Annotated in this window: 12 protein-coding genes; 8 read left to right on the top strand and 4 right to left on the bottom strand. The window is 71.7% G+C overall.

Translation table 11 applies throughout. The annotated features are described in order from the left end of the window. The first annotated feature begins 263 nt into the window (after positions 1–263). Positions 264–626: a cupin domain-containing protein gene (locus ACGFS9_RS31985; RefSeq protein ID WP_393258309.1), complete on the top strand. Its 363-nt coding sequence runs from the start codon at positions 264–266 to the stop codon at positions 624–626. A gap of 191 nt (positions 627–817) precedes the next feature. On the opposite strand, the gene ACGFS9_RS31990 is transcribed toward ACGFS9_RS31985, so the two are convergent. Further along, on the bottom strand, positions 818–1,372 hold the full coding sequence (locus ACGFS9_RS31990; RefSeq protein ID WP_393258312.1) for a methylated-DNA--[protein]-cysteine S-methyltransferase: 555 nt from the start codon (positions 1,370–1,372) through the stop codon (positions 818–820). Positions 1,373–1,470: 98 nt separating this feature from the next. Continuing rightward, positions 1,471–2,364, bottom strand: a complete 894-nt coding sequence (locus tag ACGFS9_RS31995) for a glycerophosphodiester phosphodiesterase (RefSeq protein ID WP_393258315.1) — start codon at positions 2,362–2,364, stop codon at positions 1,471–1,473. 283 nt (positions 2,365–2,647) lie between these two features. Between ACGFS9_RS31995 and ACGFS9_RS32000 the strand changes: the two genes are divergently transcribed. The 7 genes from ACGFS9_RS32000 to aroQ all read left to right on the top strand — a co-directional run bounded on the left by ACGFS9_RS32000 (position 2,648) and on the right by aroQ (position 11,694). Further along, on the top strand, positions 2,648–3,517 hold the full coding sequence (locus ACGFS9_RS32000; RefSeq protein ID WP_393258318.1) for an MHYT domain-containing protein: 870 nt from the start codon (positions 2,648–2,650) through the stop codon (positions 3,515–3,517). A gap of 40 nt (positions 3,518–3,557) precedes the next feature. Then, positions 3,558–5,699, top strand: a complete 2,142-nt coding sequence (gene uvrB, locus ACGFS9_RS32005) for an excinuclease ABC subunit UvrB (RefSeq protein WP_393258321.1) — start codon at positions 3,558–3,560, stop codon at positions 5,697–5,699. Between the two features lie 160 nt (positions 5,700–5,859). Continuing rightward, entirely contained in the window at positions 5,860–6,438 is a 579-nt protein-coding gene (locus ACGFS9_RS32010; protein WP_393258324.1) for a TerD family protein, read from the top strand. A 43-nt stretch (positions 6,439–6,481) separates the two neighbouring features. Beyond that, positions 6,482–8,461, top strand: a complete 1,980-nt coding sequence (locus ACGFS9_RS32015) for a TerD family protein (protein ID WP_393258326.1) — start codon at positions 6,482–6,484, stop codon at positions 8,459–8,461. 295 nt (positions 8,462–8,756) lie between these two features. Then, the gene (locus ACGFS9_RS32020; RefSeq protein ID WP_393258329.1) at positions 8,757–9,743 is read left to right on the top strand and encodes a TerC/Alx family metal homeostasis membrane protein; all 987 of its coding nucleotides are present in this window, start codon (positions 8,757–8,759) and stop codon (positions 9,741–9,743) included. 181 nt (positions 9,744–9,924) lie between these two features. Next, positions 9,925–11,025, top strand: a complete 1,101-nt coding sequence (locus ACGFS9_RS32025) for a calcium:proton antiporter (RefSeq protein WP_393258331.1) — start codon at positions 9,925–9,927, stop codon at positions 11,023–11,025. A gap of 195 nt (positions 11,026–11,220) precedes the next feature. Beyond that, on the top strand, positions 11,221–11,694 hold the full coding sequence (gene aroQ / locus ACGFS9_RS32030) for a type II 3-dehydroquinate dehydratase (protein ID WP_393258333.1): 474 nt from the start codon (positions 11,221–11,223) through the stop codon (positions 11,692–11,694). A gap of 288 nt (positions 11,695–11,982) precedes the next feature. Here the strand turns inward: aroQ and ACGFS9_RS32035 are convergent, their stop codons facing one another. Both ACGFS9_RS32035 and ACGFS9_RS32040 read right to left on the bottom strand, forming a co-directional pair. Next, complete coding sequence (locus ACGFS9_RS32035) at positions 11,983–12,747, bottom strand: hypothetical protein (RefSeq protein ID WP_393258335.1); 765 nt, start codon at positions 12,745–12,747, stop codon at positions 11,983–11,985. A 370-nt stretch (positions 12,748–13,117) separates the two neighbouring features. Next, positions 13,118–13,774, bottom strand: a complete 657-nt coding sequence (locus ACGFS9_RS32040; RefSeq protein WP_393258338.1) for an MBL fold metallo-hydrolase — start codon at positions 13,772–13,774, stop codon at positions 13,118–13,120. Positions 13,775–13,776 lie beyond the last annotated feature (2 nt).

The raw sequence follows: 13,776 nt of genomic DNA on the forward strand, positions 1-13,776 counted from the left end.
CGCATCAGCGTCCTCTTCGCCATGCTCCGCGACGGAACCTTCTACGAACCCAGAAGCCCTCGCACAGCTTGACGAAAGACATAGAGGCACCCCCCCGATCCGGCCCGGCACGGCGGCCACGACGACACCGCTCGCCGCGGCGCGGCGCCCGCGGCGAGCGGTCCGCGCCCGCGAGCGGTCCGTGTGCGGGGACGCGGCTGCACCGAGGCGCGCGCCCACCCTCGTCGCCGCTCCCGCCGGGCGTGCCCTTAGGGTGTGCGCTCATGACCACGAACTCCCCGGCCACGCCCTCCTTCGCCGTACACATCCCCGACGCCGAACTCGAGCCCGAGCCGCTGGACCCGGCCCAGATCGTCTCCGGTGATCCCGCCGTGACGGGCAAGGTGCTCTGGGAGTCCGCCGACGGCAGGCAGCTGCGCGGGATCTGGCAGATCACGCCCGGCGTGGTGACCGACACCGAGGCGAACGAGCTGTTCGTCGTCGTCAGCGGGCGCGCCACCATCGCGGTGGAAGGCGGCGACGTCATCGAGGTGGGGCCCGGCGACGCGGCGGTCCTGCGCGAGGGCGACCGCACGACGTGGACCGTGCACGAGACGCTCCGCAAGGCGTACCACATCAGCCTCTGACGGCTCGGCGGCACCGGAACGCGACCGCGGACCGCGCCTCCCGCGCCCTCACCCCCGGGCACCGTGCGCGACGAGGCGACCGGTGCCCCCGGTCGCGGACGGAGACGCCCCCTGGCGACGCCCGGGGGCGGGCGCCGGGTTCCGGTCCGCGGGCGACGGGCGACGGGCGACGGGCGCTGGTGGGCCCGCTCTCAGAACAGCGGCTCGGGCAGGACTCCCTCCAGGGCCAGCAGTCTGCGTTTGGTCTCCAGGCCGCCGCCGAACCCGCCGATCCCGCCGTCGCTCTCGACGACCCGGTGGCAGGGAACCACCACCGGCAGCGGGTTCGATCCCATCGCCGTCCCCACCGCCTGGGCCGCCCCCGGCTGCCCGACCCGCCGGGCCAGTTCCCCGTAGCCCACGACGGAGCCGAACGCGACGCCCGCGCGCAGCTCGCGCAGCACCTGGCGGTTGAACCCCGAGACCAGCGACCAGTCCAGCGGCAGGTCGAAGTCCCGCCGTGTTCCGCCGAAGTACGCGTGGACCTGGCGTATCGCCTCTGCCAGCGCCGGGGCGTCCGGCGCCTCGACGGGTGCGCCGCCCAGGCGGGACGCGAGCCGGTCCAGTGCCGTCGCACGCACCCTGCCGGAGGCGTGGAAGACGACGTTCACCAGGCCGTCGCCGGTCGCGGCCAGGAGCAGCGGACCGATGTCCGTCTCCACGACCGCCCATACGGCCCGCTGCCCGGCGGGCCCGTGACTGTCCATGCGCTCCACCGTACGGCCCGCCACCGACAACGCCCGTGGCGCGGGCGGCGGACCGCTCCACGCCACGGGCGTGCCGGCTCCGTTGCCGGCCGTGCGGGTCAGTCCCGCCCGGGCCGCCGCCGGGGCACCTCCAGGACGGCTCCGACCACGTCCGGGACGTTGGTGATGATGCCGTCCACACCGAGGTCGGCGACCCGGCGCGCTGCGGCGACGTCGTCCACGGTCCAGGCGAACACCTTCATCGGGCCGTGCGGCCCGCGCTGGGCGTGGACGGCGGCGACGTAGTCGGCGGACAGCCTCGTGTGGTCCGGGTTGATCCGGTCGGCGAACCGGGCGTACCGCGGCAGTTGCGCGACGGGCGGCTTGCCCAGGAACGCCGTCGTGATTCCGGGCCGCAGGTCGTGCACGGTCGCCACGCTGTCGGCGCTGAAGCTCTGCACGATCAGACGGTCCCTGAGGTGCACCGGGTCGAGCCAGCCCTCGTTGCTCAGCAGCTTCAGGGTCTGCCGCTCGATGCCCGGATACAGCTGGGGGTTCTTGATCTCCAGGACGAGTTTCTGGTGATGGCGGGAGACATGGTCCATGTACTGCTTCAGGGTCGGCACCCGCACGCCCGAGTACTCGGGACCGAACCAGCTTCCGGCGTCCAGGCGGGCGATCTCCGCCGCCGTGAAGTCCTTGACCTTCCAGGGCGCGCGGCCGGGGTACACGTCCTCCACGTCGGTCGTGCGCGCCAGCGAGTCGTCGTGCAGGACGACGAGCTGCCCGTCACGGGTGCGCTGGACGTCGTTCTCGACCCAGTCGAATCCCAGCTCGGCCGCGTGGTCGACGGCGGCCAGCGTGTTCTCCGGGGCGTAGGCGGAGGCGGCGCGGTGCGCGACGACCACGGGGGCTGCGCTCCGGCCGCCGGCCTTGGCGTGCGGGCTGGGCAGTATCAGAACGGCTCCCCCGAGAAGCGCGGCGGTCGTGGCGGCGGCAACGCGCGCAAGCATGCGTACTCCTTGCGTCGAGAGATAACGGACAGCAACAGAGTGACAGCAATGAGTCACATAATGCGGTTAGCGGGATGCCCGCGAATTGCATCGAGTTGCCCAAGTCCGCTCGCTTGCGCCGCACAAGTGGGGGGAGGTCGTGTTTCTTTGCCGGAAAATCGTTCGACCATTCCGGTGGGGGTCATACTCTCTGCCACACCCCGGTCCGCTCCCGCGGTCCCGAGGTGGGGCGTTTTCGGAGCGGTCGCGCAGCGACGGAGCAAGAGCGGAAGGGCAGCCGCGTATGCAGGGCACGGTCGACGGCTTCGGTTACGGACTCGTCACCCCTTTGGTGGCGTGTTTCATGGCCTGCCTGGGCGGGGCGCTGGGGCTCCGCTGCACCACCCGGTCGATGCTCGTCGCCGGTCCGTGGCGGGCCGGCTGGCTCGCGCTCGGCTCGGTCGCGATCGCCTCCGGCATCTGGACCATGCACTTCATCGCGATGATGGGCTTCACGGTCCACGAGACCCCCGTCCACTACGACCGCCCGACGACCTTCGCGAGCCTCGGCGTCGCCGTCCTCATGGTCGGCATCGGGATCTTCATCGTCGGCTACCGGGGGACCACCGGAACGGCCCTGTTCACCGGCGGCACCGTCACCGGTCTCGGTATCGCCTCGATGCACTACCTGGGCATGGCCGGGATGCGGCTCAACGGGAACCTGGAGTACAACACCCTCACCGTGTCCGCGTCCGTCGTCATCGCCGTGGTGGCCGCCATCGCCGCCCTCTGGGCGGCCGGACAGGTGCGGGGCTTCCTGTGGAGCCTGGGGGCGAGTCTCGTCCTGGGCCTCGCGGTCAGCGGCATGCACTACACCGGGATGGCCGCCCTCACCGTCCACCTGCACGGCCCGGCCGGCAGCGACCCCGCCGGGGACTCCGCGGCCTCCCTGCTCGCGCCCATGATGATCGGCCCGCTGGCCCTGCTCCTGCTGGCCGGCGCCGTCGTGCTGTTCGACCCGCTCATGGTGACGGGCCGGCCCGACCGGACACCGCCTCCGCCCCGGCGCCCCGGCGTCCCGGCCCGCCCGGTCACCGCACGGCCCGCCCGCCGCGTCCCCGTCCGCACCGGACCGGACCGCGGACGCCGCTCCGAGGCCCCGCAGGGCTGGTGATCCGGCCCCGTTGTCGGTGCGGGGTCGTACGGTGGAACCCATGCGGCCCGTATCCAAGATCGAACGTTCGGTGGCGCCCTTCGAGGTCGTCAGCCCCTTCCGGCCGGGCGGTGACCAGCCCACGGCCATCGCCGACCTGGACCGGCGCATCCGCGCCGGCGAGAAGGACGTCGTGCTCCTCGGCGCGACCGGTACCGGCAAGTCCGCCACCACCGCGTGGATGATCGAGAAGCTCCAGCGCCCCACGCTCGTCATGGCCCCGAACAAGACCCTGGCCGCCCAGCTGGCCAACGAGTTCCGCGAGCTGCTGCCGAACAACGCCGTCGAGTACTTCGTCTCGTACTACGACTACTACCAGCCCGAGGCGTACGTCCCGCAGTCGGACACCTACATCGAGAAGGACTCCTCGATCAACGAGGAGGTCGAGCGCCTGCGCCACTCCGCGACCAACTCGCTGCTGACCCGGCGCGACGTCGTCGTGGTCGCCTCCGTCTCCTGCATCTACGGCCTGGGAACCCCGCAGGAGTACGTCGACCGCATGGTCAGCCTCAAGGTGGGCGACGAGATCGACCGCGACGACCTGCTGCGCCGCTTCGTCGACATCCAGTACACGCGCAACGACATGGCCTTCGCCCGCGGCACCTTCCGCGTCCGCGGCGACACCATCGAGATCTTCCCGGTCTACGAGGAACTCGCTGTCCGCATCGAGATGTTCGGCGACGAGATCGAGGCGCTCTCCACGCTCCACCCGCTCACCGGCGAGGTCATCAGCGACGACGACCACGTCTACGTCTTCCCCGCCTCGCACTACGTGGCCGGCCCCGAGCGCATGGAGCGCGCGGTCAACGACATCGAGAAGGAGCTGGGGGAGCGCCTCGCGGAGCTGGACAGGCAGGGCAAACTCCTGGAGGCCCAGCGGCTGCGCATGCGCACGACCTACGACATCGAGATGCTCCGCCAGATCGGCTCCTGCTCCGGCGTGGAGAACTACTCGATGCACTTCGACGGCCGGGAGCCCGGGTCCCCGCCCCACACGCTCATCGACTACTTCCCGGACGACTTCCTGCTCGTCATCGACGAGTCGCACGTCACCGTCCCGCAGATCGGCGCCATGTACGAGGGCGACGCCTCGCGCAAGCGGACCCTGGTCGACCACGGCTTCCGGCTGCCCTCGGCCCTGGACAACCGCCCGCTGAAGTGGGAGGAGTTCCAGCAGCGCATCGGCCAGACCGTGTACCTCTCCGCCACCCCCGGGCAGTACGAGCTGTCCCGGTCGGACGGCTTCGTGGAGCAGATCATCCGCCCCACCGGCCTCATCGACCCCGAAGTCGTCGTGAAGTCCACCGAGGGCCAGATCGACGACCTGGTGCACGAGATCCGCAAGCGGACCGAGAAGGACGAGCGCGTCCTGGTCACCACGCTCACCAAGAAGATGGCCGAGGACCTCACCGACTACTTCCTGGAACTGGGCATCCAGGTCCGCTACCTGCACAGCGACGTCGACACCCTGCGCCGCGTCGAACTGCTGCGGGAACTGCGCGCCGGCGAGTTCGACGTCCTGGTCGGCATCAACCTTCTGCGTGAGGGCCTCGACCTTCCGGAGGTCTCCCTGGTGGCGATCCTCGACGCCGACAAGGAAGGCTTCCTGCGCTCCGGAACCTCCCTGATCCAGACCATCGGCCGCGCGGCGCGCAACGTGTCCGGCCAGGTCCACATGTACGCCGACAAGATCACTCCGGCGATGGAGAAGGCGATCGAGGAGACCAACCGCCGCCGGGAGAAGCAGATCGCGTACAACAAGGAGCGGGGGATCGATCCGCAGCCCCTGCGCAAGAAGATCAACGACATCGTGGCGCAGATCGCCCGCGAGGACATCGACACCGAACAGCTCCTCGGGTCCGGGTACCGCAAGGCGAAGGACGGCAAGAGCGCCAAGGCCCCCGTGCCCGCCCTCGGCGGCACGGCCGGGGCGTCCGGCAAGGCGGCGAAGGCCGCCAAGGGCGCGGGGGCGACACCGACCGACCGCCCCGCGGCCGAACTCGCCGGGCAGATCGAGGAGCTGACGGAGCGCATGCGGGCGGCGGCGGGAGACCTCCAGTTCGAGATCGCGGCCCGTCTGCGCGACGAGGTCTCCGAGATGAAGAAGGAACTGCGCCAGATGAAGGAGGCGGGACTGGCCTGACGGCCGGGCGGACGGCGCCCGACCTCGGCGGACGCACCCTGTGTTGCAAGACCGACACAAAGTCCGCCCCGGTCTTCGGCGCCGTCACCGCCGCTGCGTAGGGTTCTGCTCATCCGCCCAGTCCGCGGTAACAGGGGACAGTTCGAGAGGGGAACAGCGCGTGACGGTCAACATGACCAAGGGTCAGGCCATCAGTCTGGAGAAGAACGACGGGGGCACGCTGACCGCGGTCCGCATGGGCCTCGGCTGGCAGGCGGCTCCCCGGCGCGGCCTGTTCGGCTCGCGCACCCGGGAGATCGACCTGGACGCCTCCGCCGTGCTCTTCGCGGACAAGCAGCCGGTCGACGTGGTGTTCTTCCGCCACCTCGTCAGCGACGACGGCTCGGTGCGGCACACCGGCGACAACCTGGTCGGCGGCGCCGGTCAGGGCGGCGACGACGAGTCCATCCTCGTCGACCTGCAGCGCGTCCCGGTCCACATCGACCAGATCGTCTTCACCGTGAACTCCTTCACGGGCCAGACCTTCCAGGAGGTGCAGAACGCGTTCTGCCGTCTGGTCGACGAGACCAACGGCCAGGAACTGGCCCGCTACACCCTGGCCGGCGGCGGGCAGTACACGGCGCAGATCATGGCCAAGGTGCACCGCGCGGGCTCGGGATGGCAGATGACGGCCCTCGGCACACCGGCCAACGGCCGCACGTTCCAGGACCTGATGCCGGCGATCCTGCCGCACCTGTAGGACCGGCCCGCACCACGCACACGGCGACACAGGGGGACAGGCGATGACGGCCGAGCTGGTCCGGGGGCAGAACCATCCGCTCGCCCAGGTCCGCCTCGAAGTCCGGGTCTCGGCCGGGAGACCGGTCGTGGCCGGGGCCGCGCTGAGCGACGAGCGGGGCCGGGCCCACGGTGTCGAGTGGGTGGCTCATCCGGGCGCCCCCACGCTGCCCGGCGTGGAGGTCTCCCGGCAGGCCGCGGCCGACCACCGCCTCGCCCTCGACCTGGACGCCCTTCCCTCCGCCGTGCACCGGCTCGGCGTGCTGCTCGCCCTGCCCGCAGGCGTCGGCGGACCGGTCCGGTTCGGAGCCGTCGCCGCCCCCTTCGTCGCCGTCACCGGTCTCGACGGCGCCGAGATCGCCAGCTACACCCTCACCGGCCTCGACACGGAATCGGCCGTGATCGCCGTCGAGTTCTACCGCAGGCAGGGCGCCTGGAAGGTCCGCGCGGTCGGCCAGGGCTACGCGGGCGGTCTCGCCGAACTTCTCTCCGACCAGGGCCTGGGCGAGGCCCGCCGGCTCGCGGAGGTCATCGACGAGGCGGTGGCCCGCGGACTCGCCCGCTCGGTGGCCGCACCGCCGCCGCGCACACCGGACGCGGACCGCTCCCGGCAGACGGCCCCCGCCACGCCCGGCGCCGACCAGCCCCACACCGGACCGGGCGCGCCGGGCGGCGCGACCGACGGCACGGAGCCGGCCCGGCCCCCCTACGACCCGCCCGTCTCCGACGGTTCCCCGCACCGCACCCCCGCTCCGCCCTCCCCGCCGTCCGCCGGTCCCGTCGACTACAGCCACCCCCGCCGCCGGACCACCGCCCCGCCGCCGCCTCCGCCGGCCGCGGCGCCCGCCGAGCCGGGGCAGCCCGCCCGTCCCGTCGCGGGCGACGCGACCGGCTGGTCGATGGACGAGCGGCTGTACAACCAGGTGTGGGGCATGTTCGAGGACCTGGCCAGGACGGTCGCCGCGTACCGCAGCGCCGTCGACTTCGCCGACTCCCGTCTGGACCGGGAACTCGATCAGGCACTCGCCGACCCGCGCGGCCGGATCGGCGCAGGGGGCGACGGCGCACGCGAGGCCGCCCGCGCCAGGCACGCGGCCCTGGTCGACCAGGCACGCGCGGTCCTGGACCGCGACCTCGCCCAGCTCACCGCCGAGGCCGAGGTCGTCGAACCCGCGCTGCCGGCCGCCTACGCGAGCTGGGACAACCCGGTCTGGCACGGCTACCGGCCGCCCATGGAGATCCCGATGGCCGTCCGCGTCGGAGACCTCTCCCTCCCGGAGAGCGGCACGCTCGGCATCCCGATGCTGCTGCGGCTGCCCCTGGAGCGCGGTCTGTGGATCGACAGCGGTCGCTCCTCGCACGACGGGACGCTCGCCGATCAGGACCGGCTGCGCCGCCTGGCCGTGGACACCGCCGTCGCGCAGGCGGCCAGGCTGCTCGCGGTGTACCCGGCGGGGGAGTTCTCCGTCCACGTCATCGACGCCGCCGGAGCGGGAGCCCCGTCCCTCGCCCCGCTGGTCGCTTCCGGGGTGCTCGCCGGTCCGCCCGCGGCCGGTGCCGCGGGCGTGGCGGAGGTGCTGACCCGGCTGACCCGGCGGGTCGACCTGGTGCACATGGCGTTGCGCGGGGGCGCGGCCGACTCCCTGCCGCCCGACCTCGACACCTCCGAGCAACTGCTGATCGTCAACGACTTCCCGCACGGTTTCGACGACCGTGCGGTGACCCGGCTGCGCTATCTGGCGGACGAGGGCCCGGCCGTCGGCGTCCACCTGATGATGGTGGCCGACCGGGAGGACGCGTCCGGCTACGGCCCGCTCCTCGATCCGCTCTGGCGCTCCCTGCTGCGGATCACCCCGCTGCCCGACGACCACCTCGCGGACCCCTGGGTCGGCCACGCGTGGACCTTCGAACCCTCGCTCGTGCCGGCCGGCAGCCGGGTGGTGGAGCGGGTCCTCGCGCAGGTCGCCGCCGCCCGCGGCCGCTGACCGGGAGCCCGTAGGCGAAGCCGCGCCCCAAGGATCGGCAAAGAATCTCTGACCTGCATATTTGGATCTTCTTTTACTTTCCCCTTTACCTTTCCTTGGTGATTCGGGTACTGTCTTCCGTACGGAGGGGAGTACTCCCTGACTGCTGCGGCGCACCCGTCAATACGGATCGGACCTGATCCCGGGGCGTCGGCCCACGGACTCCGGACGCGTCGAGCGCCCCGGCTGCCCGGGTGGAAGAGACTTCCGGTGGCGACGACGCTGAAATCTGCCGTTACGAACTGCCGGAGGCGCAGTGGATGTTTCCCCGACCCTGTGGGTCCTGACCATCGTGGGGCTTGCCGCACTCATCGCGGTCGACTTCTTCATCGGCCGAAAACCCCATGACGTATCGATCAAGGAAGCGGGCGTCTGGACGGTCGTCTGGATCGCCCTGGCCGCCCTCTTCGGCCTGGGGCTGCTCCTCTTCGCCGGCGGGCGGCCCGCCGGGGAGTTCTTCGCGGGCTTCATCACCGAGAAGTCGCTGAGCGTCGACAACCTCTTCGTCTTCGTCCTGATCATGGCCAAGTTCGCCGTGCCCTCGCGCTACCAGCAGCGGGTGCTGCTCGTCGGCGTCCTCATAGCCCTGGTCCTGCGCGCGATCTTCATCGCCGCGGGCGCCGCGATCATCGCGAACTTCGCCTGGGTCTTCTACCTCTTCGGCGCCTTCCTCATCTACACCGCCTGGAAGCTCATCCAGGAGGCGCGCGCCGAGGAGGAGGACGAGGAGTTCGAGGAGAGCAAGCTGCTGAAGGCGGCCGAGCGGCGCTTCGGCGTCGCCGACCGCTACCACGGCACCAAGCTGTGGATCCGGCAGAACGGCAAGCGGGTCATGACGCCGATGCTCGTCGTCATGCTGGCGATCGGCACCACCGACGTCCTCTTCGCGCTCGACTCGATCCCCGCGATCTTCGGCCTGACCCAGGACCCGTACATCGTCTTCACCGCCAACGCGTTCGCGCTGATGGGCCTGAGGCAGCTGTACTTCCTCATCGGCGGACTGCTCAAGAAGCTCGTCCACCTCAGCTACGGCCTGTCGGTCATCCTCGGCTTCATCGGCGTGAAGCTGGTCCTGCACGCGCTGCACGAGTCCGGCGTCCACGTCCCCGAGATCTCCATCCCGGTCTCGCTCGGCGTGATCTGCGCCGTGCTCGCGGTCACGACGGTCACGAGCCTGGTCGCCTCGAAGCGGCAGGAGCGCGCCGAGGCCGAGCGTGCGGAGAAGGACAGCGTGGAGGTCTGACCGGCCCGGCGGACCGCCCGGCCGCTTCCCGGGCGGCACACCGTGAAGGGCCGGGCCCCGCCGCGCCCGGCGTCCTCCCCGCCGAGACGCCCGGGCGGCCGGACGGCGGGGGCCGCCGCTCCCGGCACGGGCGGCGCGTATCCGGAGTGCGGGGCACGCCGGCTGCTGGGACGATCACGGCATGATCGTTCGGCTCCGGTCGCTCCTCACCCGGTGGACCGCCGTGGTGCCCGTCGCCGCGGTGGTGCTGCTGGTCCTCACCTGGGGACGCGACCTGCCCGCCGCGGTCGTCGCACTGGTGACGCTGATCCTCGCCGGCGCCGTGCTCGCCGCCGTCCACCACGCCGAGGTGGTCGCGCACCGGGTGGGCGAGCCCTTCGGGTCGCTGGTGCTCGCCGTCGCGGTCACCGTCATCGAGGTCGCCCTCATCGTCACCCTGATGGCGGACGGCGGCGACAAGAGCGCGACGCTGGCCCGCGACACCGTGTTCGCCGCCGTGATGATCACCTGCAACGGCATCGCCGGCGTGTCCCTGCTCGTCGCCTCACTGCGGCACGGGCTGGCCGTGTTCAACGCCGAGGGCACCGGAGCCGCCCTCGCGACCGTCGCCACGCTCGCCACCCTCAGCCTGGTCTTCCCGACCTTCACCACCAGCAAGCACGGGCCGGAGTTCTCCACGGCACAGCTCACCTTCGCCGCGGTCGCCTCCCTGGTCCTGTACGGCCTCTTCGTGGCGACCCAGACGGTCCGGCACCGCGACTACTTCCTGCCGATCACCCGGCACGGCCAGGTGGTCGAAGCCGACGACCACGCCGACGCCCCGTCCGCCCGCACCGCCCGGATCAGCCTCGGACTGCTCGGTCTCGCCCTCGTCGGCGTGGTCGGCCTGGCCAAAGGGGTGTCGCCCACCATCGAGTCCGCGGTGGAGGCGGCCGGGATGCCGCAGTCCGTGGTCGGTGTGATCATCGCCCTGCTCGTGCTGCTCCCGGAGACCATCGCCGCCCTGCGGGCCGCCCGCCGGGACCGGGTGCAGACCAGCCTGAACCTCGCCTTCGGCTCGGCGATGGCGAGCATCGGTCTGACCATCCCCGCCGTCGCCCTCGCGTCGGTCTGGCTCACCGGGCCGCTCGTCCTCGGCCTCGGCCCCACCGAGATGGTGCTGCTGGCCCTGACCGTCGTCGTCAGCTCCCTGACCGTCGTCCCCGGGCGGGCCACCCCGCTCCAGGGCGGAGTCCACCTGGTGATCTTCGCGGCCTACCTGGAACTCGCCGTCAACCCCTGAACCCTCCCGCCCGGGAAGCGCGGAGACGGACGCGCGGGCCGGCGGACGGCGGCGGCGCGGCCGCGCCGGACCGCTGGCGCAGCCCGTTCCGCCGGGGCGGACCTTCCGGGGCGGATCGGCCCCGGTGCAGCGTGATAGACCGAGGGCGACAGCGGTCCTCGACGGGCCGGCCGACCCCCAAGGACCGGAGGACACGTGCCCCGCACCCTCGCCACCGCCCCGATCATGATCCTGAACGGGCCCAACCTGAACCTCCTCGGGCAGCGCCAGCCGGAGATCTACGGCCGCGACACGCTCGCGGACGTGGCCGAGCTGTGCGCCGGGGCCGCGGCGGCGCTCGGCGGCACGGTCGACTTCCGGCAGTCCAACCACGAGGGCGAACTGGTGGACTGGATCCACGAGGCCCGCCTGCACCACGCCGGGATCGTGATCAACCCGGCCGCCTACTCGCACACCTCCGTCGCCCTCCTGGACGCGCTCAACACCTGCGACGGACTGCCCGTCGTCGAGGTGCACATCTCCAACATCCATCAGCGCGAGGAGTTCCGGCACCACTCCTACGTCTCACTGCGGGCCGACGGGGTCATCGCGGGCTGCGGTGTGCAGGGGTACGTGTTCGGCGTGCAGCGGGTGGCGGCGCTGGCCGGCACGGGGCGGGCCGCCACCTGACCACGGCGGCCGGGCTCGCGCGGACCAGGGCGGCCGGCCGCGTCCCCCGGGCCGGCCGCGGCCGCAGTACCGCGTGTGCCCGGCCCGCCCGCCCGGCGGTTCGCGCCCTACGCGTGCCGGTCGCGCCGGCGGACCGGACGCGCAGAGCAGCCCGACGCACGACCTCGTCGCTCGCGGTCGGCCGGCGCAAGGCGTCGGGCCCGCCACGATCGCGGCGGACCCAACCCCTTTACCGTCGCAGCCGTTACCGCCGGCTCGGCCCCCACCCGCCTGTCGGCACCGGGACCATCACTTCACGACGATGTTGTCCCCGGCCGACGTCGACGACCCGGTGGTGGTGTTCCCGTAGTACACCCAGCGCCACGTACCCGTCTTGGAGGCCTTCACGGTCGTCCTGAGATCACCCGAGCCGTTCGCGTACACCTTCTTCACCGTGGTGTAGGAGGTGGTGCCGGCAGGCTTGAACTGCAGGCTCACCAAGCGGCCTCCGTAGGCGGCGTACCTCCTGGTCTCCCAGTTGGCCCGCGTGACCTTCCCGGTCACGGTGATGGTCCTGTCCTTGGCCACCGGTTCGGGCGAGGCGTTCACGGTCAGGCGGGAGTTGCGCTTGACGTGGACCGTCAGATCCTCGTCGTCGGTGTCGCCGCCGCCGCCCTGGAAGTACACCTCGGCCCCGACCTTCCAGGCCCCGGCCTCGCTGTTGCGCATGTCCCACACGCTCGGGTCGAAGTACATCGTCTCGTTGAAATCGCAGACGCCCGAGCTCACCTTGATGCAGTCGCTCGTCTCGATGGCGTGCCACAGCCGATCACCCGCACCACCCCGGTACAGGAACACCGCCGGCCACTTCCACTTGTGAGTGGTCGCCATCCGGAAGGAGGCGGGCACCGCGACCTCCTTCGACACCCCGATCACAATCGGCTTGCCGCCGTTCACCTGGACACGGGTGAACGAGACCCCACCCTCGGCCGCCCCGGCCGGTGCCGCGGCCACGGTCGTGAACACCGCCGCCGCACCACCGGCCACGACGGCTCTCCAGACCTGCTTCCCCACCTGATCCCCAATCTCCTTACGAAAAGCACCGAAGGCTCATCCCTCCAGCGCCTTACAGACGGCCGGCATCCGCAAGGGGTTGTACACCCGCGAATCACAATGGGGCATCAGACAATCCCCGCCTTGCGCGAGGCGAGAGGCCGGTACGGTCCCAGGGATCGGGGTGGTCGCCAGACGGCTCGTGGAGGACGAATCCCTCCCCGGTGGGAGCATGGGCCGAAGGCGGCTTGCGGAGGCATCCCGGGCCCGATGTCTGGGTGAGTTCGGACGCCGTCGTCCCTCAGGCAGGACGCTGCCCGAGCGTCGACGGGCCTGAACGCGCGACCGCCCCGGCTTCGGTTTCGAAACAGGGGCGGTCGTCGTGGGACGGTTACCAGCCTCGCGCGCGCCATTCCGGCAGATGCGGGCGCTCGGCGCCGAGCGTGGTGTCGTTGCCGTGACCGGGGTAGACCCACGTCTCGTCCGGCAGCACGTCGAAGATCCTCGTCTCGACGTCGTGCAGCAGGCGCGCGAACGCCTCGGGGTCCTTGCGGGTGTTGCCGACCCCGCCCGGGAACAGGCAGTCCCCGGTGAACACGTGGGGGTGGCCGTGCGGGTCGTCGTACACGAGCGCGACCGAGCCCGGGGTGTGGCCGGCCAGGTGACGGGCGGTCAGCCGCACGTTCCCCACGGCGACCCCGTCGCCGTCCTCCAGCAGCACGTCGGTCGGCACCGGGATTCCGGCGGCGTCCTCCCGGCCCGCGTAGGTCCGCGCGCCGGTGGCCGCCACGACCTCCGCGAGCGCCTGCCAGTGGTCACCGTGCTGATGGGTCGTGACGACGGAGGCGATGCCGTCGTCACCGATCAGGGTGAGCAGTGTGGAGGCGTCGTCGGCCGCGTCGATCAGGAGCTGCTCGCCGGTGGCACGGCAGCGCAGCAGGTAGGCGTTGTTGTCCATCGGACCGACCGCGACCTTGGAGATCATCAGGTCCGGCAGCTCGTGCACGTCGGCGGGCCCGCCGACCCTCACCGCTCCGCTGTACGTCATGG

Source organism: Streptomyces sp. NPDC048566, from assembly GCF_043199735.1.
Classification (GTDB): Bacteria; Actinomycetota; Actinomycetes; order Streptomycetales; family Streptomycetaceae; genus Streptomyces.

Coding starts and splice junctions, on each gene's coding strand:
- ACGFS9_RS32025 (WP_393258331.1), top strand. CDS start 9,925: ATGATCGTTCGGCTCCGGTCGCTCCTCACCCGGTGGACCGCCGTGGTG.
- ACGFS9_RS31990 (WP_393258312.1), bottom strand. CDS start 1,372: ATGGACAGTCACGGGCCCGCCGGGCAGCGGGCCGTATGGGCGGTCGTG.
- ACGFS9_RS31995 (WP_393258315.1), bottom strand. CDS start 2,364: ATGCTTGCGCGCGTTGCCGCCGCCACGACCGCCGCGCTTCTCGGGGGA.
- uvrB (WP_393258321.1), top strand. CDS start 3,558: ATGCGGCCCGTATCCAAGATCGAACGTTCGGTGGCGCCCTTCGAGGTC.
- ACGFS9_RS31985 (WP_393258309.1), top strand. CDS start 264: ATGACCACGAACTCCCCGGCCACGCCCTCCTTCGCCGTACACATCCCC.
- ACGFS9_RS32040 (WP_393258338.1), bottom strand. CDS start 13,774: ATGACGTACAGCGGAGCGGTGAGGGTCGGCGGGCCCGCCGACGTGCAC.
- ACGFS9_RS32000 (WP_393258318.1), top strand. CDS start 2,648: ATGCAGGGCACGGTCGACGGCTTCGGTTACGGACTCGTCACCCCTTTG.
- ACGFS9_RS32015 (WP_393258326.1), top strand. CDS start 6,482: ATGACGGCCGAGCTGGTCCGGGGGCAGAACCATCCGCTCGCCCAGGTC.